The 26152-nt window shown below is 71.7% G+C and carries 18 protein-coding genes; 12 read left to right on the top strand and 6 right to left on the bottom strand.

Annotation, left to right across the window (positions count from 1 at the left end):
• Positions 1 to 29: 29 nt before the first annotated feature.
• The 3 genes from AB0G84_RS31595 to sulP are packed head-to-tail and all read left to right on the top strand — an operon-like array spanning position 30 to position 5629.
• Positions 30 to 1076, top strand: coding sequence for a polyphosphate kinase 2 family protein (locus tag AB0G84_RS31595; RefSeq protein WP_361328436.1), 1047 nt, complete (start codon positions 30 to 32; stop codon positions 1074 to 1076).
• 51 nt (positions 1077 to 1127) lie between these two features.
• Positions 1128 to 3851 (top strand): HAD-IC family P-type ATPase, encoded by a 2724-nt coding sequence (locus AB0G84_RS31590; protein ID WP_361328433.1) that lies wholly within the window; start codon positions 1128 to 1130, stop codon positions 3849 to 3851.
• Positions 3848 to 5629 (top strand): sulfate permease, encoded by a 1782-nt coding sequence (gene sulP, locus AB0G84_RS31585; protein ID WP_361328430.1) that lies wholly within the window; start codon positions 3848 to 3850, stop codon positions 5627 to 5629. Before AB0G84_RS31590 ends, sulP begins: the two co-directional genes overlap by 4 nt.
• A 138-nt stretch (positions 5630 to 5767) precedes the next feature.
• Here sulP and AB0G84_RS31580 read toward each other — a convergent pair whose 3' ends face one another.
• On the bottom strand, positions 5768 to 6337 hold the full coding sequence (locus AB0G84_RS31580; protein WP_361328427.1) for a Rieske (2Fe-2S) protein: 570 nt from the start codon (positions 6335 to 6337) through the stop codon (positions 5768 to 5770).
• Between the two features lie 681 nt (positions 6338 to 7018).
• On the opposite strand from AB0G84_RS31580, the gene AB0G84_RS31575 reads away from it, so the two are divergent.
• Genes AB0G84_RS31575 through AB0G84_RS31565 form a run of 3 tightly spaced genes read left to right on the top strand, consistent with a single transcriptional unit; the run spans position 7019 to position 10904 of the window.
• Complete coding sequence (locus AB0G84_RS31575; RefSeq protein ID WP_361328424.1) at positions 7019 to 9034, top strand: LodA/GoxA family CTQ-dependent oxidase; 2016 nt, start codon at positions 7019 to 7021, stop codon at positions 9032 to 9034.
• Positions 9031 to 10182 (top strand): tryptophan 7-halogenase, encoded by a 1152-nt coding sequence (locus AB0G84_RS31570; RefSeq protein ID WP_361328421.1) that lies wholly within the window; start codon positions 9031 to 9033, stop codon positions 10180 to 10182. The genes AB0G84_RS31575 and AB0G84_RS31570 overlap by 4 nt, the downstream gene beginning before the upstream one ends.
• Positions 10179 to 10904, top strand: coding sequence for a hypothetical protein (locus AB0G84_RS31565; protein WP_361328418.1), 726 nt, complete (start codon positions 10179 to 10181; stop codon positions 10902 to 10904). Before AB0G84_RS31570 ends, AB0G84_RS31565 begins: the two co-directional genes overlap by 4 nt.
• A gap of 96 nt (positions 10905 to 11000) precedes the next feature.
• Here AB0G84_RS31565 and AB0G84_RS31560 read toward each other — a convergent pair whose 3' ends face one another.
• Both AB0G84_RS31560 and AB0G84_RS31555 read right to left on the bottom strand, forming a co-directional pair.
• The gene (locus AB0G84_RS31560; RefSeq protein WP_361328416.1) at positions 11001 to 12677 is read right to left on the bottom strand and encodes a DEAD/DEAH box helicase; all 1677 of its coding nucleotides are present in this window, start codon (positions 12675 to 12677) and stop codon (positions 11001 to 11003) included.
• An 87-nt stretch (positions 12678 to 12764) separates the two neighbouring features.
• Positions 12765 to 12968: a cold-shock protein gene (locus AB0G84_RS31555; protein WP_016578941.1), complete on the bottom strand. Its 204-nt coding sequence runs from the start codon at positions 12966 to 12968 to the stop codon at positions 12765 to 12767.
• Positions 12969 to 13651: 683 nt separating this feature from the next.
• Here AB0G84_RS31555 and AB0G84_RS31550 point away from each other — a divergent pair.
• Both AB0G84_RS31550 and AB0G84_RS31545 read left to right on the top strand, forming a co-directional pair.
• Positions 13652 to 15334 (top strand): IPT/TIG domain-containing protein, encoded by a 1683-nt coding sequence (locus AB0G84_RS31550; protein WP_361328412.1) that lies wholly within the window; start codon positions 13652 to 13654, stop codon positions 15332 to 15334.
• Between the two features lie 149 nt (positions 15335 to 15483).
• Positions 15484 to 17574, top strand: coding sequence for an NB-ARC domain-containing protein (locus AB0G84_RS31545; protein ID WP_361328409.1), 2091 nt, complete (start codon positions 15484 to 15486; stop codon positions 17572 to 17574).
• Here the strand turns inward: AB0G84_RS31545 and AB0G84_RS31540 are convergent.
• Positions 17562 to 19259, bottom strand: a complete 1698-nt coding sequence (locus AB0G84_RS31540; RefSeq protein WP_361328406.1) for a translation initiation factor 2 — start codon at positions 19257 to 19259, stop codon at positions 17562 to 17564. The two genes, AB0G84_RS31545 and AB0G84_RS31540, sit on opposite strands and share 13 nt — an antisense overlap.
• Before the next feature lie 350 nt (positions 19260 to 19609).
• Here AB0G84_RS31540 and AB0G84_RS31535 point away from each other — a divergent pair, with 350 nt between their 5' ends.
• The 4 genes from AB0G84_RS31535 to AB0G84_RS31520 all read left to right on the top strand — a co-directional run bounded on the left by AB0G84_RS31535 (position 19610) and on the right by AB0G84_RS31520 (position 23845).
• Positions 19610 to 20071, top strand: coding sequence for a hypothetical protein (locus AB0G84_RS31535; protein WP_361328403.1), 462 nt, complete (start codon positions 19610 to 19612; stop codon positions 20069 to 20071).
• Between the two features lie 198 nt (positions 20072 to 20269).
• Positions 20270 to 20836: a TetR/AcrR family transcriptional regulator gene (locus AB0G84_RS31530; RefSeq protein WP_361328400.1), complete on the top strand. Its 567-nt coding sequence runs from the start codon at positions 20270 to 20272 to the stop codon at positions 20834 to 20836.
• A gap of 85 nt (positions 20837 to 20921) precedes the next feature.
• Entirely contained in the window at positions 20922 to 22424 is a 1503-nt protein-coding gene (locus tag AB0G84_RS31525) for an MFS transporter (protein ID WP_361328397.1), read from the top strand.
• Positions 22424 to 23845, top strand: a complete 1422-nt coding sequence (locus AB0G84_RS31520; RefSeq protein WP_361328394.1) for a carotenoid oxygenase family protein — start codon at positions 22424 to 22426, stop codon at positions 23843 to 23845. Before AB0G84_RS31525 ends, AB0G84_RS31520 begins: the two co-directional genes overlap by 1 nt.
• A gap of 225 nt (positions 23846 to 24070) precedes the next feature.
• On the opposite strand, the gene AB0G84_RS31515 is transcribed toward AB0G84_RS31520, so the two are convergent.
• Entirely contained in the window at positions 24071 to 25342 is a 1272-nt protein-coding gene (locus tag AB0G84_RS31515) for a lanthionine synthetase LanC family protein (protein WP_361328391.1), read from the bottom strand.
• A 67-nt stretch (positions 25343 to 25409) separates the two neighbouring features.
• Positions 25410 to 26081 (bottom strand): DUF6445 family protein, encoded by a 672-nt coding sequence (locus tag AB0G84_RS31510; RefSeq protein ID WP_361328388.1) that lies wholly within the window; start codon positions 26079 to 26081, stop codon positions 25410 to 25412.
• Between the last annotated feature and the right edge of the window lie 71 nt (positions 26082 to 26152).

Below are 26152 nucleotides of genomic sequence, written 5' to 3'. Positions count from 1 at the left end.
ACCGTGACCGGAGAGAAGGCTGATCGGTGATGGCGGACGAGAGAGCCGAACGCATCGCGGAGTTCATCGGGCCGCTGCGGGTGAAGCCGGGGGCGACGGTGGATCTCGGCCGGGACTTCGACCCTCGCTACAAGGCCGGTCTGAAGAAGCGGGAAGGGGTCGAGCTGCTGCGGACCGGGGTGTCCCTGCTGGCCGAGTACCAGCAGCGGCTGGCCGCTCAGTCCACCTACGGAGTGCTGCTGTGTCTCCAGGCCCTGGACGCCGGCGGCAAGGACGGGACGATCCGCCACGTCATGAGCGGGGTCAACCCCCAAGGGGTGCGGGTCAGCAGCTTCAAGGTGCCCTCTGCCGAAGAACTCGACCACGACTACCTGTGGCGCTACGTTCGCCAACTGCCCGCACGCGGAGAGATCGCCATCTTCAACCGCTCGCACTACGAGGAGGTGCTCGTCGTGCGGGTGCACCCCGAGAACCTGGTCCGGCAGCAGCTTCCGGACGACGCGCGCGGGCCGGACGTATGGGACCGGCGCTACCGGGAGATCAACAATTGGGAGCGCCACCTCACGGACAACGGGTTCAAGGTGGTGAAGGTCTTCCTGAACCTGTCCAAGGAGGAGCAGCGCACCCGCTTCCTGAAACGGATCGACCTGCCGGAGAAGAACTGGAAGTTCTCCGTGGCCGACATCCGGGAGCGGCGCTGGTGGGACGACTACCAGCGGGCGTTCTCCGAGATGCTGTCGGCCACCAGCACGAAGTGGGCGCCCTGGTACGTCGTGCCGGCAGACCGGAAGTGGTTCGCGCGGATCTGTGCGGCCGCGGTGCTCGCGCACACCCTGATGGACATCGATCCCCAGTACCCCGACGTGGGGGAGCAGGCCAGGAGTGAGCTGCTCACCGCCCGGCGGGAGCTGGAGCAGGAGGCCCCCGCGGGGGCATCGGCCGATCCGTATGCCTCCCGTCATACCCGTCACTCCCGCCACTCGGCGACCGCCCGGGCCGCCGGTGGGAGCGCCCCGCCGGCGGGAGGCCGACACGCGTCCGACGCCGGGCGGCAGACGAAGAAGAGACGCGGCTAGGACCCGGCGGAACGGCGGGTCGGCGGGTAGGCCCTGATCGGAGGCACGACGATGACGGTGCAGTCGGGCCCCAGGGGCGAGCCGCCCCGGGCCCCGGAGGACGGCTGGTACGCGCGCGCTCCCCAGGAGGTCGTTGCGGCGCTCGAGGTGGATCCGGCGGTCGGCCTCTCCGCGGCGCGGGCCGCCGCACTCCTGTCCGCCCGGGGCCCGAACGCGCTGCCCGAGGAGAAGCGGGTTCCGGTCTGGCGCCGGTTCCTCGCGCAGTACCGCAGCTACATGCAGATCGTCCTGGTGGCCGCGGCGGTCGTCTCGCTGCTCATCAACGAGTGGAGCACCGCCATAGTGCTGATCGTGCTGACCCTGCTGAACGCGGTCGTGGGCCTGCGCCAGGAGGGCAAGGCCGAGAGCGCGATGAACGCGCTGAAGTCGATGATGAAGGCGACGGCGCGGGTGCGCAGGGACGGGACCGAGTCGGAGATCCCCGCCGAACAGCTCGTCGTCGGCGACATCGTGCTGCTCGCCGCCGGGAACCACGTACCGGCGGACGGACGCCTCATCGAGGCCAACGCCCTGCAGATCGACGAGTCGGCACTCACCGGCGAGAGCGTGCCCGCAGCGAAGGACGCCGGCACGCTGCCGGACGGCCGGCCCGCTCCCGGCGACCAGACCAATATGGCCTTCATGAACACACCGGTCACGCACGGCAGCGGTGTACTCGTCGTCACCGGGACCGGCGCCGGCACCGAGTTCGGCAGGATCTCGGGGATGCTCGCGGCCACCGAGAAGGAGGAACCCCCGCTCACCAAGGAACTCAACACCCTGACGCTGTGGATCACGGCGGCAGCGGGGCTGACCATGATCGTGATGTTCGTCCTGGGGCGCAGCCGGGGCCAGATCTGGGACGTCCTGTTCGTCAGCGCGGTCTCGCTGGCCATCGCCGCCATCCCCGAGGCCCTGCCGACCGTGACCCAGGCGATCCTCTCCGTCGGCAGCCTCAACCTGGCGCGGCGGAACGCCATCGTCAAGGAGTTGCCGTCGGTCGAGACCCTGGCGTTCACCTCGGCGATCAACTCGGACAAGACCGGCACTCTGACGATGAATCAGATGACCGCCGTCGAAGTGGTGAGCCCCACCGACCGGTACACCGTCTCGGGCACGGGCTACGGGCTCGAGGGGAAGATCCACCACGCCGCGGGGTCCTCCGCGGGCATCGACGACGCGCTCGTTCCGTATGTGGTGGCCAGCGACGCGCAGTTGGTGCACGGCGAGGTGGTGGGCGATCCCACCGAGGGCGCGCTGCTGGTGCTCGCGCACAAGGCCGGGCTGGACATCGACGCCACCAGAGAGGGCCTTCCCCGGCTCGCGACGCTGCCGTTCGACCCGGACTACAAGCTGATGGCCACCTTCAACTCGACGGTCGACGCGTCCGGGCGGCAGGTGGTCCGGTGCTTCGTCAAAGGCGCGGCCCCGGCGGTGGCGGCGCGGGCCGCCACCGCACTCGCGGCGGGCCGGACCATCCCGTGGGACGCCGAACTGCTCCGGCGGGCCCAGGCGCAGAGCACGCGGATGGGCGGCGAGGGGTATCGGGTGATGGCCGCGGCCACCCGTGATCTGGACCCGGCCGGCTTCGATCCGGAGGGCGACCTGCTCGCGTACGTCACCGAGTTGCGGATGACCAGTCTCGTCGGCATGGTCGATCCGCCCCGGGAGGAGTCCAGGGCCGCCGTGGCCGGCGCCCGCGCGGCGCACATCCGGGTCCGCCTGGTGACCGGGGACGACGTCACCACCGGGGCGGCGATCGCCCGGCAGCTCGACATCCCCGGCGAGGCCGTCCTCGGTGCCGATTTCGCCGCCATGACCGAGGAAGAGCAGCTCGCCCGCATCGACGGCATCGGCGTGGTGGGCCGGGTCGCGCCGGAGCACAAGGTGCTGCTCGCCAACACCCTCAAGAAGCAGGGCCAGGTGGTGGCGATGACCGGGGACGGCGTCAACGACGCACCCGCCATCAAGGCCGCCGACATCGGCATCGCCATGGGCAGTGGCACGGACGTGGCGAAGAACGCCGGACGGATGATCCTCTCCGACGACAACTTCGCCACCCTCGTCTACGCCGTTGAGCAGGGCCGGAAGATCTTCGACAACCTCACCAAGTACATCCGGTTCGTGCTCCTGCTGCTCGTCACCTTCGTGCTGACCTTCCTCGGGGCCACCGTTGTCAACCTCGCCGCCGGTGAACCCTTCACCCCGCCGCAGGTGCTGTGGATCCACTTCGTGGTCAACGCCTCCTTCGGCTTCGCGCTCGGCTTCGACCGGGAGAGCCCCGGGCTCATGCGGCGCCGGCCGCGCCCGCGGGGGGAGTCGGTGCTCACCCGGCCCGTGCTGGTCACGGTCGGGCTCGGCGGACTGGCGATCACCGTCGTCCTGCTCGGGCTGATCAAGCTCGGGCAGGCCCGCTTCGGCAGCTCCGAGGTCGGTCAGTCGATCGCGTTCACCGCCTTCGCGCTGTGCCTGATCGTGGCCGCGTTCGAGTGCCGCAGCGAGACGGAATCGGTACTGACGACGTCCACGTTCGACAGCAGGCAGATGAACTGGGTGGCACTGGCCCAGTTCGTGCTCGCGGTGCTGGTGACCCAGATGGACGGGTTCCGCCGCATCCTCGGGACGACCGAGATCGACGCGCGGCAGTTCGGCTGGGCGCTGCTGGCCGCCGTCGCGCTCCTGCTCGTGTGGGAGCTGGGCAAGTTCCTGGCCCGCCGGTCCAGGGGTGGCGGGTGAGCCGGCGCTTCCCCCTCCCCGGTGCGCCGGGTCTCACCGTCCTCACCAGGTACCGGCGCGGCTGGCTGCGGGGCGACCTGGTGGCCGGGATCACCGTGGCGGCCTACCTCGTGCCGCAGGTCATGGCGTACGCGAGCGTCGCCGGTCTGCCACCGGTCGTGGGGCTGTGGGCGATGCTGCCGGCCATCGCCCTGTACGCCGTCCTCGGCTCCTCCCGCCTGCTGTCGGTCGGTCCCGAATCGACGACCGCGCTGATGACCGCCACGGTGGTGGGGCCGCTCGCCGCGGGGGACCCCGCGCGGTACGCCGTCCTGGCCTCGGCGCTCGCCATGGCGGTCGGCCTGATGTGCCTGGTGGCGTGGGCCGCGCGGCTTGGCTTCGTGGCCGATCTGCTCTCCCGCCCCATCCTGATCGGCTACCTCGCCGGCGTCGCGCTGATCATGATCGTCGACCAGCTGACCAAGCTCACCGGCGTCCCCACGGAGGGCTCCGACTTCTTCCCGCAACTGTTGACCTTCGTCCAGCACCTGGGGGAGGCGCATCCGGTGACGGTGGTCTTCAGCGCCGTGACCCTGCTCTTCCTCTTCCTGGCGGCCCGCCGTTCCCGCGCCGTCCCCGCCCCGCTGCTGGCCGTCGTGCTCGGTACGGCGGCGGTGGCGGCGTTCCACCTGGAAGACCGCGGCCTGCCGGTGATCGGGCAGATCCCGGCCGGGCTGCCGGGCCCGCACCTCCCGGCAGCGGCTGACCTGCCCCCACTGCTGCTTCCCGCGGTCGGCGTCCTGCTCGTCGGCTACACCGACTGCATCCTGACCGCGCGTGCCTTCGCCACCGCCGGCAGCGGGCCGCGCCCGGACCCGAACCAGGAACTCCTCGCCCTGGGCGCCGCGAACCTCGGTGCCGGCACGCTGCAGGGGTTCCCGGTGAGCAGCAGCGCCAGCCGGACCGCGCTCGCGCGGTCGGCCGGCGGACACACCCAGGGGTATGCGCTGGTCGCCGGCGTGGCCGTGCTGGCCGTGCTGCTCTTCCTCAGCCCGCTGCTCTCCAGCACCCCCACGGCCGTACTGGGCGCACTGGTCGTCTACGCCGCCGTACGGATGGTCGACCTGGCGGGCTTCCGGCGGCTGGCCTCCTTCCGACGCAGGGAACTCCTGCTGGCCCTCGGCTGCCTGGTCGGGGTCCTCGCCCTGAACATCCTCTACGGGGTGCTGGTGGCCGTGGTCCTGTCGGTGGTCGAGCTGCTGAGCAGGGTGGCGCGACCGCACGACGCCGTCCAGGGCCTGGTGCCCGGCCTGGCCGGGATGCACGACGTCGACGACTACCCGCAGGCACGGATCGTCCCCGGGCTGCTGGTCTACCGCTACGACTCCCCGCTGTTCTTCGCCAACGCCGAGGACTTCCGGCACCGGGCGCTGGCCGCGGTGGCCGAGCAGCCCGGCCCCGTCAAGTGGTTCGTCCTCAACACGGAGGCCAATGTGGAGGTGGACATCACCGCCCTGGACGCCCTGGACGCACTGCGACGGGAACTGACCGCACGCGGCATCGAGTTCGCCATGGCCCGTGTCAAACAGGACCTGCGCGACCAACTGGAGGCGTACGGCCTGGCCAGGTCGGTGGGCGAGGACCGCATCTTTCCCACCCTGCCCACGGCGGTGGCCGCCTACCGCGCCTGGTGCCGGGGGGAGGACGAGAACGGGAACGAGAACGGGAACGCGAACGGGGACGAGGACGGTGACGGCGGCGGCCACCCGGCCGACGGGGCCCCCGGACAGAACAGCTAGCGCTTTCGGCCGACGGGGGCCCGGCTCGAGCCCTCGCCGCCGCGGGGCATCGAGCCGGGCCGTCACCTGGGCCCGCACCTTCGGAACGCACCGCCCGGCCCCGGGCGCCGACGTCGTCGGAGTCGGGCGGCCGTGCGGTCAGCCGAGGGTGACCGAACCCCCCTCCACGTTCACCTTGGCGGGCGCCAGGGCCTTGGTGGCCGGGCCGTGCTTGACGCTGCCGTCGGTGATGTCGAACTTGCTGCCGTGGCAGAGGCAGTTGATGGTGCCCCCGGAGACCTCGCCGACCACGCAGCCCGCGTGCGTGCAGACCGCCGAGAAGGCCTTGATCTCGCCGTCCTTCGGCTGGGTGACCACGACCTTCTCGGCCTTGAAGATCTTGCCGCCGCCCTGTGGGATCTCCGACGCCTTGGCCAGCGTGCCGCCCCCGCCCCCGCCGGCCTCGCCGGCGGAGCCGCCCGACCCCTGTGCCGCTCCTGACCCCGCGGCCTTCGAGCCGTCGCCGCCGGCGTCCTGCGAGCCGCTGCCGCCCGCGTTGCCCATGTCGTTGCCGCAGGCCGCGAGCGCGGCCGTCAGGCCGGCCGCCCCCAGGGCCGCGACGACGGCCCGGCGACCCGTACCGGGCCCCGCCGGCGCAGGCCCGTCCGCCGGCCGCTCCGCCGTCCCCGCCTCGGTCTCCGTCCGCTCCGACGCTGCCTGTCGTGCCATGGTGTGCCTCCGGTTCCTGGTGGTGCCTTCGGTGCGCGCGCTGTGCTGGTCCATGGACGTTGCACAGGGCCATACGGAGGGGCGGCGGGACTTGTTCAAAGGGTTCCGCATTCCGCGCCGGATGTGCGTACGGAGGGCAGCGCCGTACCGGCGGCGGCCGGGTGCGCTACCGGTCGGCCCTGGTCAGGGCGTCGGCGTTCGGCCATCGGCGAGCCGCCGCGGTCGCACGCAGCGCAGGTGCCGGCGCGGCGTGGTCGTCCCCGAGCCCCCGCATCAGCCGGCGCGGGCCAGGAGACGGGACCGGTCCCCGGCCCCGCGTGCTCGCACCGGCTGGGTCCATCACGGGCTCACCGTCCTGCGAGTGCCACCCGGGCCCGCCGTCCCTGCGGTGCCACCCGGGGCCCACCGTCCCTGCGGTGCCACCCGGGCTCACCGTCCTGCGGTGCTACCCGGGCTCACCGTCCTGCGGGTGCCACCCGGGCCCGCCGTCCCTGCGGTGCCACCCGGGGCCCACCGCCCTTGCGTGCAACCGCTCCGGTCGCACCGTGCCACGAAGGGGTGAATTCCGCCGCCATTGTGACGCCCTGGTGTCGCCGTGTGCCGGCCGGCGTTCCCACGATGGGAGCCACCGGGGGGGCAGCGACAGACCCTTGCCCAGACCATCCAAGGAAAGGCCCCTCGGTGGACCAGCAGATCGTGCAGGTGAAGATCCATCCGGCCATCGGCATAGCCCGGGTCGGGAACAGCGACGAGACCCCCTTCATCGGCCCCGAATCCCCCGACCAGCCCCCGCCGCCGCCCGACTCCCACAAGGACGGCTCGGGGAAGATCATCCGGCAGGGCGCGCGGTTCCGGATCTACGGCTACAACAAGGCCGGGCAGGTCGTCCGGGAACTGAAGCTGGGCGAGGAGGGCGTCACCGAGATCACCTGGTCGGTGCACCTCGCCAACAAGAAGGCCGCCTGGTACCAGTTCCACCTCCCGCTCGACATCCCGGAGGCCAAGAACCTGCCCGCCGCGCAGCTCCGCCGTCGGAACTTCGACATCACGGGCGACCAGCGCAAGAAGCTCGTCATCGACCCCGGCCGCAAGACGCTGCGGGCCTCCCACCAGGAGACCGCGGCCTTCGGCGGGAAGATCATGGACAAGGCGGTCTCGCTGGGATCGGCCGCCACGCAGGCAGACGGCCGCCTGGTGGTCGCCGGCGGCGCGGGCCGGTCCGCCTCCTTCGCCACTCCCGAGAGGCCGATCTCCGGTGTCGCCAACAACGACACCTGGTACGACGACGTCTCCGACGGCCCCATCACCGCCGAGGTCACCATCAACGGCGCCACGAAGACCGCGACGCCCGCCTGGGTCGTGGTGGCCCCGCCGCACTACGCACCCGGCGTCAAGACCGTCCGCACCCTCTACGACCTGCTCTACGACGTGTTCGTCACCGAGAAGACGCTGCCCACCGAGCAGCTGATCTCCTACCCGGACCACATCGAGCCGATCCTGAGCAGGTTCTGCCAACTCCAGTGGGTCAACCACGGCTTCGCCACCCAGTTCGGCTGGAGCGGCCCCCACCACTTCCTCGACCCGGCCCTGCGCAAGCGGCTCGCCGACCCGGGCAAGGCCAGCGAGGAGCTGCGCCGGCAGGTCTACGTCCAGATGCGCGACTACGAGCGCGACGGGACCTCCACGGTGCCCTGGCCGTGGCTCTACGGCGACGCCATGTCCAGCGGTAAGGCCACCTCCATCCGGCAGCACATCACCCTCTCCGCCGAGCAGGACCGGATGCTGGCCCTGTGGGCCGCCGGCTCCTTCACCTCCGGCCCGCCCCGCACCGGCTACCCGGACGTGGACCAGGCACCGGTCGCCGAACAGCCGGGCCTGCTGGACCGCGGCGCGCTGGAGAACTGTGCCGCCGACGCCTTCCACCCGGGCTGCGAGGTCACCTGGCCGATGCGCCACAAGACCATGTACTCCGAGCCGTTCCGCATCCTGCACCGCACCCAGCCCGAGCGCGACTACGGCGATGAGCTCACCGTCGCGGCCGCCCTGGACAAGGACGGCCCGCTGCACGAGCAGGGGCCCGGCGACCTCACCCGCTGGATGGCCGCCCCCTGGCAGTGCGACGCCGCCAGCTGCCGCTCCGGCTATCAGGTGCGGTCCGGGCTCGGCCCCCGCTACAGCCCCTACCTGCCCACCTTCTGGCCCGCCCAGGTGCCCAACCACGTGCTGAAGCAGGCGGACTTCGCGACCGTCAACACCAAGCCGACCGGCGGCGACGACAGCGCCCGGGAGCAGGCCTTCGAAAACCGCGCGGTGTGGCTGCGCGGCCTGCAGGGCACCGACTTCAACAAACAGCGCCGGCAGATGATCGACGACTGGTACAAGTTCGGCATCGTGGAGACCCGCGAATACACCGTGGGCGACGGGAAGTTCCCCCGGTACCTCCAGGTGGAGTCTCCGCCCGGCTACCCGGACGCCCCCGACCACGCCAACCTCATCAACATCCAGGTCCCCGAGGCGGGCGCGCCCCAACTGGCCGGTGACGCCGACGCCTGGACCGGTGAGGTCCCGGCCGGATCCGTGGAATCCATGCTCGTCCAGCAGGCGGTGCAGGAGATCAAGGACGCGACCGGGCGGCCCGAGGAGGAGATCGCCGCCGGCTACCTGGAGAAGCTCGACCCCCTGCACGGCGCCCAGTGAGCCCCGCCCCCGCCTACGACACCGTCGTCGCGGGCGGCGGCCCGGCCGGCTGCGCCGCCGCCCTCGCCCTGGCACGGGCAGGGCGGACGGTGCTGCTGGCCGACGCCGGCACCGGCCCGCACAAGGTGGGCGAGGCCCTGGTGCCGGTGGGCCGGCTGCTGCTGGCCGACCTCGGAGTCGAACGGGCTGTCCTGGGCAGTGGTCACCGGCCCTGCCACGGCAACCTGTCCGCCTGGGGCTCGGCCGACCTGCACGCGGTGGACTTCCTCCACGACCCGTACGGCCACGGCTGGCACCTCGACCGTCCGCTGTTCGACCGGCGGCTGCGCGCCGCGGCCCGCGCGGCCGGCGCCGAGGTCGCCGAGCACACCGCCGTACGGCGCCCCGCCCGGCAGCCGGACGGCACCTGGCGGCTCGCCCTGCGCGGCCGCTCCGGCGGCACCGCGGACCGTACGGTCCGCTGCCGCTGGGTGGTGGACGCCACGGGGCGGGGCGCCGCCATCGCCGTCCGCTCTGGGGCGCGGCGGCACACCGGGGACCGGCTGACCGCCGTACACCTCCTGCTCGACCCGGCCCGGCAGCCCACCCCCGACGGCCGTTCGCTGGTCGAGTCCGACGAGGACGGCTGGTGGTACACCGCCCTGCTGCCCTCCGGGCACCGGCTGGTCGCCTACTTCACCGACCCCGACCTACCGGCCGCCGCCGCCCGCGACGCCGGACGCTTCCGCGACCGGCTGCTGGCCACCCGGCACCTGTCCCGGCTGGCCCGCCCGCACGGGCTGACCGTGCTCCCGCCGCCGCGCCGCGCCGCCGCCCACCGCGCCCACCTGGACCGGGTGCACGGCGACGGCTGGACGGCCGCCGGAGACGCGGCGGCGGCCTTCGACCCGCTCAGCTCCCAGGGCATCCTGACCGCCCTCTACACCGGGCTGAGCGCGGGTGAGGCGGTCGACGCGCACCTGCGCGGCGACCGCACGGCGCTGGGCGACTACGCGGCGAAGGTCGCGACCGCCCGTGCCGCACACCGGCACGACCACCGCGTCGTGCACGCCCAGGAGACCCGCTGGCCCGACCGTCCCTTCTGGGCTCGGCGGCAACCCAGCCCCCTCCCCAACCCCCTCCACACGAAAGGCAGTTCCGCACCATGAGCAACACACCCGACCACGCACACGACGGACCCCAGCACATCCACCGCTTCCTGCTGCTGGGCAAGAAAAAGATCTTCTTCTACCACCTGGCGCTGTACAACCCGCAGTCCGGCCACAACTACCAGGCCGTGTTCTCCTTCACCATCAAGGACAACGGTGAGCTGCGGAACATGTACCTCAACGACCTCGCCCAGCACGAGGACGAGCGGGTCTTCTACTCGCTGCGCTGCCCGCACCACTTCGAACTCCCCGAGCTCAAGCAGGGCAAGGAGTTCGGGGTCCACCTGGAGCGGGTCGTGGTCAAGCCGAACGGCGACCGCGACTTCCAGCAGATGACCACCTCCGAGACCATGGTGGAGTGCAAGCCGGAGGACGTGCTGTCCTTCCGCAAGCTGGGCGACCTGCCCTACCCGGACTACCTGACCTACCTGGTCTTCGGCGAGGGCGACGAGATCCACCTCGCCCACCAGCTCGCGGCCCGCCCGAACTGGGACGAGGCGGTGACCGTCAGCACCGGCGGCCCCATCGACCCGGCCACGCTCAAGAAGGTCCCCACCCTCGTCATCGAGTCGATCAAGGACGCGCACGACAAGCTGGAGGAGAGCCCGCTGAAGAAGGGCCAGCAGTACCAGGGCAAGCTCAACGGCAACGGCAACGGGAAGGCCGTCGACTTCACCGTCGGCCGCCAGGGCTGGTGGAACTACACCAGCCTCAACAGCTGACCGGCCCCCACTGGCCGGCAGCAGCGTAATTCCCGCTCCCTGCCGGGGAGTTCCTTTCGGGTCTTCGCGAGCCCACGAAGACCCGAAAGGCGCGCCCTAGGTTGCCGAGGTGCGGCGGACGCCCCGGCGGCCGGAACCACGGCCGCCGGTGCCGGCGGCACCGCCCGTGCCTCCCCTGGCCGCCGCCCGGCGGTCCGAACCGCGGCCGCCCGCATCGGCGGCACCCCCCGTGGTCCCGCCGGCTCCGCCTCGGCGGCCGGCACCGCGCCCGCCGGATGCGGACGCACCCCCGGCCGCTTCAGCAGCGCCCCGGCGGTCCGGGCGCCGGCTCCCCGCTCCGGTGGGAGCAGCAGTCGCCGCTCCGGCCCCGCCGCTGCCGCCGCTGCCGCCGCCGCTGCGGCGTCGGCGGCCGGACCGCCTACCGGGCTCGGTGCCGGTCTTCCGGTCCGGGCGGGACGCCGGTGTCGCCGGCCGGGGGACCTCGATGGTGACGGCCACACCGGACGGCTCACGGGCGCCGGTGATGGTGGCCAGTTCCGGGTCGCTCGACCTGAGGCGGGCCGTGCGGGGACGGATGCCCGCGTCCGACATCAGCCGGCTGACGTCCCGCTTCTGGTCGGGCAGGACCAGCGTGACTACGCTGCCGGAGCCGCCGGCGCGAGCCGTGCGACCGCCCCGGTGGAGGTAGTCCTTGTGGTCGGCGGGGGGATCGACGTTCACCACCAGGTCGAGGTCGTCGACGTGTATGCCCCGGGCCGCGACGTTCGTCGCCACCAGCGCGGTGACCTGGCCGTTCTTGAACTGCTCCAGGGTGCGGTTCCGCTGCGGCTGGGAGCGGCCTCCGTGCAGTGCCGCCGCACGGACACCGACGGCCAGCAGCCGCTTGGTGAGCCGGTCGGCGGACCGCTTGGTGTCGAGGAAGAGGATGACCCGGCCGTCACGGGCCGCGATGCGCGTGGTGACGGCCTTCTTGTCGGTCTCGTCCTGGAGGTGGAGCACGTGGTGCTCCATGGTGGTCACCGCTCCCGCTGACGGGTCCACGGAGTGCACCACCGGGTCGGTCAGGAACTGCTGCACCAGGCGGTCGATGTTGCGGTCCAGCGTGGCCGAGAAGAGCATGCGCTGTCCGTCGGGCCGTACGTGCCGGATCAGCTTGGTGATCTGCGGCAGGAAGCCCATGTCGGTCATCTGGTCGGCCTCGTCGAGCACGGTGATGCGTACGTCGTCGAGCACGCAGTCGCCGCGTTCCACGAGGTCGTTCAGCCTGCCGGGGCTCGCCACGAGTACCTCGACGCCGCGGCGGAGCGCACCGGCCTGCTTGGTGATGGACAGCCCGCCGACCACGGTGGTCAGCCGGAGGTTCACCGCCGTCGCGTAGGGGGTCAGCGCGTCCGCCACCTGCTGGGCGAGTTCCCGGGTGGGTACCAGCACCAGCGCGAGCGGCGCCTTGGGCTCGGCGCGCAGTCCGGCCGTGCGCGCCAGGAGCGCCAGCCCGAACGCCAGGGTCTTGCCGGAGCCGGTGCGTCCCCGACCCAACAGGTCACGGCCGGCAAGCGAGTTGGGCAGGGTGGCGGCCTGGATGGGGAAGGGAGTGGTCACGCCTTGCGCGGTGAGCGTCTTCAGCAGCGCCGGGGGCATGTCCAGACCGGCGAAATCCTCGACGGCGGGAAGTGCGGGTGTCGTGTTTTCCGGCAGCCGGAACTCCCTCGGCGCCGACACGGGCGGCCGGGGCGAAGAGGCGCGCCGGTTCGGCTTCTGGGGCCTGCGGGACATGCAGTTATTTGCCTTCCTGGAAACAGCACAAACCGGGGTCAGCACCATGACGGTACGGACCCCGGTCCGCGGATGCGCGAGCGGCGATCAGGCGGGGACGATGTTCTCCGCCTGCGGGCCCTTCTGGCCCTGCGTGACGTCGAAGGAGACCCGCTGGCCCTCCTGGAGCTCACGGAAGCCCTGGGACTGAATGTTCGAGTAGTGGGCGAAGACGTCGGGGCCGCCGCCGTCCTGCTGGATGAAGCCGAAACCCTTTTCGGCGTTGAACCACTTCACAGTTCCCTGTGCCATGACGTTCTCCTTCTGTAGGCAGAGGCCCCATCCGGAGATTCCGGAAAACAAATAATGCGCCTGAGGCGGAACATTCCCGTCAGGCGCACATAGGTTCATGGGTACCACAACTGCAACTGCAGAACCGTAGCACAGCCCGGCGGCCGTGGTGGATCACGGATGCGGGCGCTGGAGCACCTCGGCACGGTTCGACGGCCGCCCCCTTCGCCCGGTCGCCGCCTCCGCGCACGGCCCGGAGCCCGCACCGGCCACCGACAGCCCCAGTCAGGGGACTCCGCACGGTGCTCGGGATCAAGCACCGTTGGCGAGTGGCTTCGTCAGCTCTCACGTCCCGGGGACCGGTCCCGGGGGTCAGCCCAGGGGGCCTTACGCATCCGCAGCCGTCGACGGGGAGCGGAGGGGGAGCGGCGGTGTACGGAGGGGGAACGGTGTGCGGGGGCGGCAGCGGCCCGCGACGACGATCCTTGCCGGTCACCGCTCAGCGAAGTCCAAGTGGCATGATTATCGGAGAATCGGAGATATCTGGTGGCCTTTAAAGGGTTCCCTGGAGCGAGTATTCTCGAATCGCTTTGTGTATTTCTCCGGCCTATTGCAGGCCGATCGGCTGCTCGCTGATTGCCCATGCGGTGGAGCAGACATTTCCGTGTGCGGGGCAGGCCGTCCCGCCCGTAGCAGGGAGTGTCATGTTCTCCTTTGACTCACACATCTCAGCGCCTTCTCCGGCGCGGAGTTCCGGATTGCGGGACGCGTTTCTGGCGGGGGCAGTCATTCCCGTGGGGACGCTGCCCCAGGGGATTACCCTTTCGCCCGACGGGGCGCGTGCCTATGTGGCCAACCGGGGCTCGAACACGGTCAGTGTGATCGACACCGGCACCAATACCGTCACGGACACCATCCCCACGGGGGCCGGCCCCAGCTTCGTGGCCATCGGTCCGGACGGCACCCGCGGCTATGTGACCGTCGCCGACGCCGGCGTCGTCAGCGTGCTCGACACCGCCACGAACACCATCGTCACGGACATCCCGGTAGGGACGGGAGTGGTCATGGCGGCGGTCACCCCGGACGGCAGCCGGGTCTACGTGAGTCGGCAGACCAGCAACACGGTGAGCGTGATCGACACGGCCACCAACACCGTCACCGACGTCGTCACCGTCGGCGGCGGGGCGACGGGCGTGGCCATCACTCCGGACGGGACCCGCGTCTACGTGGCCTGTCTCGCCTCGGGGGCGGTCAGCGTGATCGACACCGCCACCAATACCGTCGCCGCCACGATCCCGGTCGGCCCGGTGCCCATTCTGCTGGCGTTCACCCCCGACGGGGCGCGTTGCTACGTCACGGTTGTCGGCAACTCCACGGTGAGCGTGGTCGATACCGCCCTCGGTACCGTCATCGCCACCATCGGTGTCAGCGCTCAGCCGCGCTTCCTGGTGGTGAGCCCCGACGGCGCCCATGTGCTGGTGGCGAACTCCGGCCCGGACACGGTGAGCGTGATCGACACCGCCACCCACACCGTGGTCGAGAACATCGGTGTGGGCGACGGACCCACCGGGCTCGCAGTCTTCCCCGACGGGACGCGTGCCTACGTCGTCAACGCCGATGCCGACACCGTCGGCGTCTTCGCGACGACCGTGCTTCCCGACCAGGGCTCCACGGCGGGCGGCACCACCGTGACGGTGACCGGCCATCACCTCGCCAACGCCACCGCCGTGGGCTTCGGCACCGCCAAGGCCGCCATCAGCGCCAACACCGCGACCTCGCTGACCGTCACCACCCCCGCCGGGTCGGGTGCCGTCCCGGTGACGGTCACCACGGCGGGCGGCACCGGCATCCTGGGCTCCTACTACTACGCGCCCTTGCCCGTCCTCACCGGCATCAGCCCCGACGCGGGCCCCGTCGCCGGCAGCGACGAGGAGATCACCCTCACCGGCCGCAACCTCGCGGAGGCGATCGATGTGTACTTCGGCCCCACCCGAGCCGTCATCCAGACCGTGTCCGACACCGCAATCACCGTGCGGGCCGCCGGCGCCCCGGGGCCCGGCGGGGTCGCCGTCACGGTGATCACCACCGGGGGGAGCGCCGACGGCCCGACCTACACCTACGTCAGCCCCTCCACCGTCACCGACATCAGCCCCAACACGGGGCCGACCTCCGGCGGGACCGTGGTGACGATCACCGGCACCGGCCTGACCCACACCGAGCAGGTCACCTTCAACGGCACTCCGGCACCCTTCGCGGTCGTCTCCGACACCATCGTGACCGCCACGTCCCCGCCCAGCGCCGTCGAAGGCACCTTCGGCGTCACGGTCACCGGCCCCGGAGGCACGCCTTCCGGGTCGTTCACCTACACCTCCGGCCCCGGCATCTGAGCCTGCGCGCGCTGCAGCCGGCTTCGGCGCCAACGGTCACAAGTGCCGTGCCGGGGCCTCGACATGGATCCGCAAACGGCGAGGGGGAGGGGCGCCGAGGAGCGGCCGATCTCCTCGGTGTCCGCCCTTCGAGGCCTTAGTGTTGACGGATGGTCGAGGAGACGCACAACAGCATGAACGGGCGGGCAGAGGCGGTCGTTCAGGCTGGGCGCATCGGTGAGGTGCACCAGCATCTGTACGCAGCGGCTCCCGCAGCTCAGCCGGTGCCCTTTCAGTTGCCTCCCGCGCCGGCTCACTTCGAGAACCGGCACGACGAACAGGACCGCATCCACCGGGCCGTCGACGGCCACGAGGACCGTGTCGGCCCGCTGGTCATCGCGCTCACCGGAATGGGCGGAGTCGGCAAGACCGCGCTGGGATTCCATATCGCCCGCCGGCTCCGACCGCGGTTTCCGGGAGGGGCGCTGTACGTCGACCTCGACGACCTGCGCCGGGACGGGGCGGTCGAAGTGGCCGACGTCCTGGCGGAGTTGATGACCGGGCTGGGCGTCTCCCCGGAGTGGCTGAGGTCGTCCTTCGCCGGTCGTGCCCAGCAGTACTGGACACACACCCAGGACAAGCGGCTGCTTCTGGTCATCGACAACGCACGCTTCGGTGCGGAGGCCGTACCGCTCCTGCCCGCCTCCGCCGGAAGCCTGGTGATCGTCACCAGTCAGGGGCCGCTCCACGACCTCGACGGCGTGGCCACGGTCGAAGTGCCGGTGAACGCGCTGAGCCTGGACGACGCGGTACGCCTCCTCGGGCACATCGTGGCGGACCCCCGGCTTTCCGCCGAACCGGAGGCCGTGGAGGAACTGGCCCGCAGCTGCGGGGGACTGCCTGCCGCGCTCCTGGTGGCCGGCCGGTGGATCCGCAAGTACCGCCGACGCAGCCTGTCCCGGCTCATCGCCGAACTCTCCACCGAGCTGCACGAGAAGGGCATTCCCATGGTCGAGGCCGTCTGGGACGCCGGATACCACGGGCTGGAACCAGAAGCCGCCCGGCTCTATCGCCTCATGTCCCAGCACCCCGCTCCGGTCATCACCGCTCCCGCCGCCGCTGCGCTCCTCGGCAGCGCGCTCCGACCAGCTGAGGACGCGTTGGAGGAACTGGAGTCGGCGGGCCTGCTGGAGGGCCGGGACGAGGGCTATCGGATGCACGATCTGCTGCGCGGGCATGCCGGCCGTTGCGCGCGCCAGGCTGACCCGGACGGCTCGGACCGCGCAGCGGCACGCCGCACCCTGACCCGCTGGTACCGGCGCCAGGCCGCGCGGGCCGACCTGCTCGCTGCCGGCTCGCGCATGACCTTCGCGGCGGTACCGCCCCCGACCGGCGCGGTTCCTGACGTCGTGTTCTCAGGCAAGGCGGAAGCCCTGCGGTGGTTGGAATCGCAGCGACTCGCCCTCTACGGCTGTGTACGCCTGGCCTTCGAGAGCGAGCTGTACGAAGACGCCTGGGCCCTGTGCGAACCGCTCTGGACACACTTCCTGGACCACCGACACTACGCGGACGTCATCGAGGCCTTCAGCACCGGTGTGGCGGCCGCCGAGCGGGTGGAGCACCTGCCGGCCATGGTGCGCATGCGCTGCCAACTGGCCCGGCCGCTGTGGGAGCAGGAGAGATTCGACGAGGCGGCGGAGCAGCTCCGGCGGGCGTTGAGTGCCGCCGAGACCCTGGGGGATTCCGTACCGCAACGCAAGTTGAAGGCCTCGGCGGTGGAGTTCCGCGGTTCACTGCAGTACGCCCAGGAGGACTGGGCCGGCGCTGCCGCGGATTTCGAGGCCGCACGGGCCGTCCACGCGGCAATCGGGAACGCGTACGGGGTGCTGCTGCAGAACTACTTGCTGGGCCGGACCGTGCTGCGTCAGGGCGTGCCCGAGCGGGCCGTTGCCCTGCTGCGCGAAGCGCACCGGGCAGCGCAGGAGCAGCAGCGTGAGCGCATGACGGCGCGGACGGGCTTCGCCCTCGGCCAGGCCCTGCGCCGGGCCGGGAGGGCAGCGGAAGCCGGGGACCTGGTGCGCGCGGCGCTGGTGAACGCCCGCGAGCGGAAGTCGTCCTTCGACGAGGCCCGCATCCTCACGGAACTGGCTGCTCTGGAGGACGAGTCCGGACAGACCGCAGAGGCGGCGGCGCACCGGGCTGCGGCACGGCTGCTGGCCGCTCGTTCCGGTCGTCTTCCGGGCGACGATCAGAGCTCGTAGCCGAGGTCTGTGCGCTCCGCCGGAGCCAGCTCCACTGTGACCGAGACCGGCCCGAAGTCGCAGACCAGCGACACCGGAGGCGTCCAGTGCGGGGTGGCACGCAGCCAGGCGTGCACCGCCGACACCACACCGGCCGGGTCGGTGCGCACCACGCGCCCGGCGGTCCGACAGGCTTCGATGCGCACGCTGAGCAGTCCTGCCGAGCGGCTGCGGACCAAGCACCGCTCCGGGGTGAGGATTGCGGCTGCGGTGCGGCATCCCGGGGCCTCGTCGAGGACACGGGCGGTCCAGCCTCCCGCCGTCCAGGTGCTGGAGTGCGGCTCGGGGGAGGCGGGCCGCGCCCGGCGCCACAGCACTGAGGCACTCTGAATCCGGCGTTGTCCCGCTTCAGGGTGTTCGGCCGCCAGGTGGTGCACCTCCTCCTGAGTGTCCGGTGGAAACCGGGCAACAGCGATCCTCGTCCCGGACACCTCGGCCCGTACCGCGAAGGCGCTTGGGCGGTCAGGCGTGCAGCCCGGTCGCGGAAGCGGCTGCGGCGCAGCCGGCACGTCCGGCGGAGGCAGTTCCAGCAGCCGGTAGAGCTCCCTGCGGAGCCGCGCCAGAGCCTGACCGGGAAGCGCGAAAGCCGCCTCGGCGAACTGCCTGGTGTCGAGGGCTTCGGCAGCCCGGAGAACCTGATCCAGCTCACCGGCTTTGCCAAGCCGCGGGACCGCGGACAGCAGCTGAGCCATGGCAGTGCCGGGGATCAGCTCGCTGCCGCCCTCGTACGCTCCGATCACCGGCCGCCCGAGAGCCGCGGCGTAGAGGGCGGTGGAGCCGTGGTCCGTGACCACGGCGTCGGCCGCCACCAAGAGGCTGGCCCACTCCTCGTACGGCCCCGGAAGCACCAGGCCCGCTGACAGGGCGGGAGCGAGGTGCCGCGTGAGATCGAACGACCCGGTCCGGCTGTAGGCGTTCGGGTGGAGCACCAGGGCGACCTGATACGCGTCGTGGGGGAGCTGCCCGACGAGCTCCGCCGGCAGCTCGGGCCGACGGGCCAGCAGGGACTCCGGCCCCCAGGTGGAGGTGAGCACGATGAGCCGGCGCTCGCCCGTTCCCAACACGGCGCGATAGCTCTCACGGTGGCCGGTCGAACCGAGCAGCCGGTCGAGGGTCGGGTCGCCCACGACGGTGGCCCGGGCGGCGGCGGGAGGGCAGTACTCAGCGAGGCGGGTGAGCTGTTCGCCGTGCGCAAGGGCGTGCAGAGCGGCCCACGGCTCGCTGTCGGCCAGCAGGAAGCAGGGGTCCAGGCCGGACGGGAGGAGCGGCGAACCCTCGCCGCTGACGCTCTTGTTGAAGCCGGCCCCGTGAGGCATCACCACCCGGGGGCCCGAGAGGACAGGGAGCGCGCCCTTCGGACTGGCGGTCAGGACCAGGTCGTGTGTGGCGCCGCAGGCCTCTTCCCAGCTGACGGTACGCGCCCCGGTCCGCTCCAGCGCCGCGAGGGCATCCACGTCGAAGGCCGACCCTGGCACCAGGGTGACCCGAGTGGCGATGCGCGCATCGCCCTCGAACACCGGCAGCACATCGAGCAGCCGATGCAAGGCCCCAGCTGAACGGACGGCAAGGAGCACTGTGCGCTGCTCGCTGTGCGCTGCTCGCTGCTCGCTGCTCGCTGCTCGCTGCTCGCTGCTCGCTGCTCGCAAATTGTCCATCGTAGCCTGAAATGTGCCCAATGTGGGGTAGGGAGTGATCTTCTTGAACCTGCTGTGGCGCGGTGCCGATGGTACTGCTGCGGGAGCGCGGGTGGCCGGCGGGCGGCATGGGCCGGCTCCTGTGGATCGGCGGCCGGCCTCGTCCCGCTCGGCGGCCCGGGACTCCGCTGTCCGATCACTCGCCGCACCCCGGCCACCCACCACGGCATCGAGCCTGCCCGGCCGCCATGAACTTGGCGCATTCCAGGGGGTGTTGGCGCATGTGGCCGTGGCGAATCAGGCCCTGAGCAGGGCTTGACGCCTACGGGGCCGGAAGCTTTAGTGATCGAGACCGTCTTGAAATGATCACCCGTGTAGTGATCGCGATCTCTTGGGGGAAATCGATGCGCGCTCTTACGTCCGCCGGGGCCGCCCTCGCCGCCGTGGGCCTCAGCCTCGTGCTGAGTTCCGCTCCGGCGTCCGCGGCGCCCGCGGTGTCCGATGCTTCTCAGTCGTCCGCCTCGACCGCTGCGGCAGCGAAGGCCCCGCCGAAGTCGGGGAAGGACAGCATCAAGTGCAACGAGTCGAGCGGGCGGGTCAACTTCTCCTGGAAGACCGGCTGGTCGAGTACCACGGTGTACTACAACAACCACTGCCTGGGGGGCACGCGCACCACCGCCGCCTTCAAGTTCTACAACGGCGGATCGACGCCGTTCTACAAGTGCGTCACGTTCCAGGGCGATGCCCAGGGTAAGTACAAGTTCGCGCACATCAACGAGATCATGGACGTCAACAAGGACACCGAGAAGTGCAAGAACAACTAGCTGCTTCATGGGGCCGGGATGCCTTGATGTGAGATCACGACGCCCCGCCGGAGTGTGCTCCGGCGGGGCGTCGTCGCGCAGCGGGCTGGTGCGGATCACGGCCGACTCCCTGAAGGCGGCGCCTGGGGGCGCCGGGAAGGGGGCGTGCCTTCCCGGCGCCGGTTGACACGGCCAAAGTGTGAGTGGTTTATTACTCACATGGCAACGACGCAGACGCGCCGCCTCTCCACGGCGGACGCCCGACGCAGCGAGGTACTGGCCACCGCGGCCAGGGTCTTCGCCGCACGTGGGTACTACGGCACCTCCACCACCGAGGTGGCCAAGGGTGCGGGGATCTCGCAGTCGTATCTGTACCGGCTCTTCCCCGACAAGGAAGCGCTGTTCGTCGCGGTCGTCGAGGACTGCTCGCGACTGATCCGGGAGCGGCTGGCCGAGGCGGCCGTCGAGGTCGGGAGCGCGGAGCCGGAGGCCGTGCTGGACGCGATGGCGCTGGCGTACGCCCACCTCATCGCCGACCGGGACGACCTGCTGCGGGTGCTGATGCACGCGAACTGCGCGGCGAGCGAGCCCGCCATCAGGGAGGCCGTGCAGACGCTCTATGCGCGCCTGGTGGAGTATGTGCGCTCCGCGTCGGGCGCCCCGGACGGGCCGGTCCAGGAGTTCTTCGCCCGGGGCTTTCTGTGCAATGTGGCGGTCTCCATCGGTGCGACCGAGGTGGACGCGCCCTGGACGAGGACGCTGCTCGCCGGAATCCGGCACTTCTGACGTAGGAGGAACGGCCGCACGGTGTGCGGCCTGCTTTTTGAGGCATCGAGTGAGTGATCAATCACTCTTTCTTTGGGGAGGGGACATGGGAACGATGATGCAGCAGCCGTCGCTGGCACCACGGGCGGCGCAACCACCGCCACCACAGGGGCAGTTGGAGGAGCAGGGACAGCGGAAGGACGGGGGGAAGCGGGAGGACCGGGGAAAGCAGAAGGGCCAGGGGAAGCGGGAGGAGCGGGGGAAGCGGGAGGGCCGGGGGCAGCGCGCGCAGCCCCGGGCCGCCCGGCGGGGACCGGCGCTCGCGACGCTCGCCACGGCGCAGTTCCTCGTGGTGCTGAGCACCTCGATCGTGAACGTCGCCCTGCCCTCCATCGGCAGCGGCCTGCGGCTGTCGCCCGCCGCGCTGTCGTGGGTGGTCAACGCCTACGTCCTCGCCTTCGGCGCCCTGCTGCTCGTCGGCGGACGGCTCGGTGACGTACGGGGCAGCCGCCGGGTGTTCACCGCGGGCACGGCCGTCTTCGCACTGGCCTCGCTCGTCGCGGGCTTCGCGCCGTCCGCCCCGCTGCTCATCGCGGCCCGTGCCGTCCAGGGAGTGGGCGCCGCGCTCCTCGCACCGGCGGCGCTGGCCCTGCTGCTGGGCGCCTTCCCGCCCGGACCGGGTCGGGGCAGGGCTCTCGGTATCTGGGGCGCGGTGTCCGGGGCGGGCGGCGCCGTGGGCGTGCTGCTCAGCGGACTGCTCACCGAACTGTACGGCTGGCCGGCGGTGTTCCTGGTCCAGGTGCCGGTCGCCGTGCTCTGCCTGGTCGCCACCCTGCTGGTCGTCCCCGCCGGTAAGCCCGCCGGCGGTGCGGTCGATGCGCTGGGCGCCGTCGTCTCGACGGTCGCGCTCACCGCCCTCGTCTACGCCCTGACGGCGAAGAACCTGATCGCCGGAGCCGTCGGGCTGCTGCTCCTCGCGGTGTTCGCCGCCCGGCAGGCCAAGGCCCGCACCCCGCTGGTCCCGCCGCGCCTGCTGCGTACCGGAAGGGTCACGGCGGCCAATGTCGCCATGACCCTGCTGGGAGCGGTCTACGTCGGTCTGTTCTCCTTCCTGCCGCTCTACCAGCAACAGGTCCTCCACTACGGCCCGTTGGCCGCCGGGCTCACCCAGCTCCCCCTCGCACTCGCCGTCGTCACCGGCTCCGTGCTCGCGCCCCGACTGCCCGCCCGGGCCGGCGCCCCCACCGCACTCGCCGCCCTCACCGCCGGTCTCGCCTGGCTCTCGGTCGGCCCCGACCACGGCCCGTTCGCGGCCGGCTCGTTCGCCGTGCATCTGCTCGGGCCGTCGCTGCTCATCGGCGCGGGCCTGGGCATCGCCTTCGTACGCCTCACCGCACTGTCCACCGACGGTGTGCCGGCCGCCGACTCCGGCCTGGCCGGCGGTCTGCTCAACACGACCCGGCAGCTCGGCGGGGCACTCGGCCTCGCCCTGATGACCGCGGTCGCACCGGCGGCGGCCGACTACCGCACCGCCTTCCTGACCGCGGCGGTCCTCGCCGCACTGACCACCACCACGGCCCTGTTCGCCCTGACCGGAAGGAAGCACTGATGAGCACCGAAACCACCGCCCCCGCCGCTGCCACCACCCCGCGGGCCCCCAAGCCCTACGTGTCCGACCACTACACCCCCGTCGTCGACGAGATCACCGCCCGGGAACTAACCGTCCACGGCACCATCCCGCCGGAGCTCAGCGGCCGCTACTTCCGCAACGGGCACAACCCCAAGCCCGGTCACACCCCCACCCACTGGTTCAAGGGCAGCGGCATGATTCACGGCCTGCGGCTCCGGGACGGCCGCGCCGAGTGGTACCGCAACCGCTGGGTGCGCACCCCCGCGCTGGAGGGCGTCCCGTACCTGGGTGCCGACGGGGTTCCGAACCTCAGGGCGAGCGAGGCAGCCACCCACGTCATCGAGCACGCGGGCCGCATCCTGGCGCTGCAGGAGGTGAACCTGCCGTACGAGATGACCCCGGAGCTCGACACCGTCGGCGCGTTCGACTTCGGCGGCACGCTGAAGACCGCGATGACCGCCCACCCGAAGACCGACCCGGTCACCGGTGAGCTGCACTTCTTCGGCTACGGCCCCTTCCCGCCCCACCTGACCTACTACGTGGCCGACGCCAAGGGCGAGATCGTGCGCTCGGAGGTCGTGGACGGGGCGGGACCGTCCCTGATGCACGACTTCGGCCTCACCCGGCACCATGTCGTCTGGCTCGATCTACCAGTGGTCTTCAACCCGGCCGAGCAGTCCGGCATCCCGTACCGCTGGAGCGACACCTACACCCCGCGCATCGGGGTGATGCCCCGCACCGGTCCGGCGACGGTGCGGTGGTTCGAGGTCGAACCGGGCGCCCTGCTGCACGTGGCGAACGCCTACGAGGACGCGCGCGGCAGGATCGTGCTGACCGGCCCGCGCTACGACCGCGGCGCCTGGGAGCAGACCTGGAAGTGGTGGGTGGGCGCCCCCGGATACGCCCCCGAGCCGCTGGTCGGGACCGCGCCGTACCGCTGGATCCTCGACCCGGTGACGGGCCGGGTGACGGAGGAACGGGTCGACGACCTCGTCACCGAGTTCCCGACCGTCAACGAGGAACGGACCGGATTGCCGAACCGCTTCACCTACGCGGTCGCCTTCCCGGGCTCCGGTCTGGGGGAGTACGCCATCGTCAAGCACGACCACGCCACCGGCATGCGCGACCTGGTGCCGATGGGCCGCGGCCGGATGCCCGGCGAAGCCGTCTTCGTCCCCGCCGCCGGCGCGCGCCGTGAGGACGACGGATACCTGCTCACCGTCGTCAGCGATCTGGAACAGGACGCCTCCCAGCTGCTGATCCTCGATGCGTCGGCACCGTCGGGCGCACCGGTCGCCACGGTGGAACTGCCCCGCCGGGTCCCGTCCGGCATCCACGGTTCGTGGATCGCGGACGCCGATCTCACCGCCGGCGCCGAGGCCCTGGGCGGTGCGGCATGATCACCACACGTCATCATCACCGAGGAGTCGTGGTCGGGCCCGCCCGTCGACGCGGACCCGGAGGGCATGCGGGCGGCTCTGGACCGGTCGCTCACCGCCTGGCTGACGGACCTCAAGGCGGCGGCCGAGAAGGCGAGTTAGCCCGGCCCAGCGGCCCCACGGCCCAGTAGCCCAGCGGCCCCGCGGCTCAGTGACGGCCGGCACCCGACTTCCGGGTGCCGGCCGTCACCGCGTCCGGGTCCGGTTCACCACCGGCTGGTCCGGCCAGGTGACGACATACCTGGGGTCGGCTCCCCGGCCCATCCGTACGAAGCGCAGCAGTTCGCGCACGATGCCGGCGTTGCCCATCGCCCAGCCGGTGTGGGGTTCGAGGGTGCTCGGGGTGGCCCGGTGTTCGACGTTCGACCACCGCGCCCCGTCGGTGTCAACGGTCGCCCGGGATACGAGGTCCGCGACCAGGAGCCGTGCGAAGTCCGGCTGGTCGCCCTGCTCGGCCATCCGGTCGCAGGCCAGTGCCAGGACGCCGGCCGTGCCGCAGCACCGGCCGCTGTTGTCCCAGAAACCGGGCCGCAGACGGCGCGGCAGTCCGGAGTGGGTCACGGTGTGCCAGCAGCGGTCGGCGAGGGTCTGCCAGGCGGGATCGTCGAGGACGTCCCTGAGCAGCCGGAAGGCCTGGGCGTCGCCGGTCGGGCCGTGGCACCACCCGTAGCTGAAGCGCTCGGTGCGCCCAGGGTGGTCCTGCGGGTCGGAGTGCGGGACCAGGAAACCGTCCGGGCCGGCCTCGTTGCGCGCCACGACGTCCGCAGCACCCGCTCGCGCCAGTTCGACCAGGTCGGCGCGGCCGGTGGCCCGGCCGACGCGGGCCAGCGCGTAGGCGATGCCGAGCGTGCCGTGCGAGAGGTGGTGGAACCGCGAGGCCCTGCCGGCGAGCGCCTCCCAGTGGACGCCCGCCGGGCTCTGCTCGGCCGTGCGCAGGTAGGGTTCCAACGCGAGCACGGCCAGGTCGGCATCGCCCGCCGCCAGCGCACCGAGGCCGATTCCGGCGTTGCCACCCATCAGTTCGAACCAGTTGCTCCAGCGCGTCCCGTCGAAACGCGCGCGCACCCGCTCCCAGGCCCGGTCCGCGGCGGCAGCGGCGTCCGGCGCGTGCAGTTCCTCGTGCACCGCCCGCAGCGCGAACGCCATACCGGCCAGGCCGCCGTACAGGGAGTCGTCCTCCCAGCCGTCGACGGCGGCGGAGACGCTGCGGGCGGCGCGCAGGGCGGCGTCGCCGTACCGGTCGTCATCGAAGTGCCGCCACGCTTCCAGAAGGACGGGTATGACCCCGGCCGTGCCGCTGTAGAGACGGGGGTCGGGCTCGTCGTCGGAGGGCTTCGTGGTCCAGGCGAGGCCGGCGCCCTCAGCCTCCCGCGCGCTCCCGAGCAGCCAGCGCAGAGCGTCCGCGCTCAGTGCCTCGACCTCGTCCACCGCCACGTTCGTCGCCATCTCTGTCGCCATGGCCCTCACCCTGGCATGCGGCGGGGGACCCGCACAGCAGGCCTGAACTGATCACGGCGGGCGGGGCTCAGGCCATCCAGAAGAAGACCGCCGTCATCCGCTTCTGCTGCAGGGTGGTGCCCCAGTAACGGGTCGCGGTGTGGATCAGGTTGGCGGAGTAGAGCAGCAGGCGGTTGGCGCGGTGCGGGATGCGGATGTCCTCGGCGAAGGAGTCCGGCGTGACGAAGCGGGTGCCGAGGGCGTCGACCAGGTTGTTGTGTGGCGGCGCCACCTGGTTTCCGCCGAGGGTGCCGCCCGGCAGGCTCTGCCGGTAGAAGCTGGTTCCGCAGTTCTTGGGGACCAGGGGGTTGAGGTAGAGCACGGCCGCGTACCGGCAGAGGCTGCGGGAATCGGTGTGGGGGCGGGGCTGGCCCTCGCCCTCGCCGACGACCTGGACGCAGTTGTGGTTGAAGGTACCGCCGCCCGCGGGGCGTTCGGCCCAGATCTTCGGGGCACCGGTCGCGCTGCGCACCAGCCTCTCGACATGGGCCAGTTCGTCGGGTTCGAGCGCCGGCAGGGTGCGCAGGCCCGGCCAGCTCTCGGGCTTGTGGGGGTAGCCCTCGGTCCAGTCGCTCCTGGCCAGACAGCGTGCCCGTACGACGTCCGGGGCCGGCAGCACGTCGTCCAGCACCCAGTAGTCCCGGCCGCGGGTCGGCTTGCGGTACGGGAGCACGGGCAGGGCCGGGGTCGGTTGGGGCATGCAGGGAACGTAGTTCGCATTCCGTCAAGGGCTCGCCACGGAAGCGGTCAACCTTCAGTCAAGGGTGGCTT

The organism is Streptomyces sp. NPDC020742 (genome assembly GCF_040641675.1).
In the GTDB taxonomy this organism is placed as follows: Bacteria; Actinomycetota; Actinomycetes; order Streptomycetales; family Streptomycetaceae; genus Streptomyces.
The sequence above is the reverse complement of the archived record's forward strand: the minus strand, read 5'-3'. Positions and strand labels throughout refer to the sequence as shown.

Bases quoted from the DNA above. Each gene is read 5' to 3' on its own strand.
- AB0G84_RS31595 (WP_361328436.1), top strand. From the start codon at position 30: ATGGCGGACGAGAGAGCCGAACGCATCGCGGAGTTCATCGGGCCGCTG.
- AB0G84_RS31590 (WP_361328433.1), top strand. From the start codon at position 1,128: ATGACGGTGCAGTCGGGCCCCAGGGGCGAGCCGCCCCGGGCCCCGGAG.
- AB0G84_RS31580 (WP_361328427.1), bottom strand. From the start codon at position 6,337: ATGGCACGACAGGCAGCGTCGGAGCGGACGGAGACCGAGGCGGGGACG.
- AB0G84_RS31565 (WP_361328418.1), top strand. From the start codon at position 10,179: ATGAGCAACACACCCGACCACGCACACGACGGACCCCAGCACATCCAC.
- AB0G84_RS31560 (WP_361328416.1), bottom strand. From the start codon at position 12,677: ATGTCCCGCAGGCCCCAGAAGCCGAACCGGCGCGCCTCTTCGCCCCGG.
- AB0G84_RS31555 (WP_016578941.1), bottom strand. From the start codon at position 12,968: ATGGCACAGGGAACTGTGAAGTGGTTCAACGCCGAAAAGGGTTTCGGC.
- AB0G84_RS31550 (WP_361328412.1), top strand. From the start codon at position 13,652: ATGTTCTCCTTTGACTCACACATCTCAGCGCCTTCTCCGGCGCGGAGT.
- AB0G84_RS31545 (WP_361328409.1), top strand. From the start codon at position 15,484: ATGGTCGAGGAGACGCACAACAGCATGAACGGGCGGGCAGAGGCGGTC.
- AB0G84_RS31535 (WP_361328403.1), top strand. From the start codon at position 19,610: ATGATCACCCGTGTAGTGATCGCGATCTCTTGGGGGAAATCGATGCGC.
- AB0G84_RS31530 (WP_361328400.1), top strand. From the start codon at position 20,270: ATGGCAACGACGCAGACGCGCCGCCTCTCCACGGCGGACGCCCGACGC.
- AB0G84_RS31525 (WP_361328397.1), top strand. From the start codon at position 20,922: ATGGGAACGATGATGCAGCAGCCGTCGCTGGCACCACGGGCGGCGCAA.
- AB0G84_RS31520 (WP_361328394.1), top strand. From the start codon at position 22,424: ATGAGCACCGAAACCACCGCCCCCGCCGCTGCCACCACCCCGCGGGCC.
- AB0G84_RS31515 (WP_361328391.1), bottom strand. From the start codon at position 25,342: ATGGCGACAGAGATGGCGACGAACGTGGCGGTGGACGAGGTCGAGGCA.
- AB0G84_RS31510 (WP_361328388.1), bottom strand. From the start codon at position 26,081: ATGCCCCAACCGACCCCGGCCCTGCCCGTGCTCCCGTACCGCAAGCCG.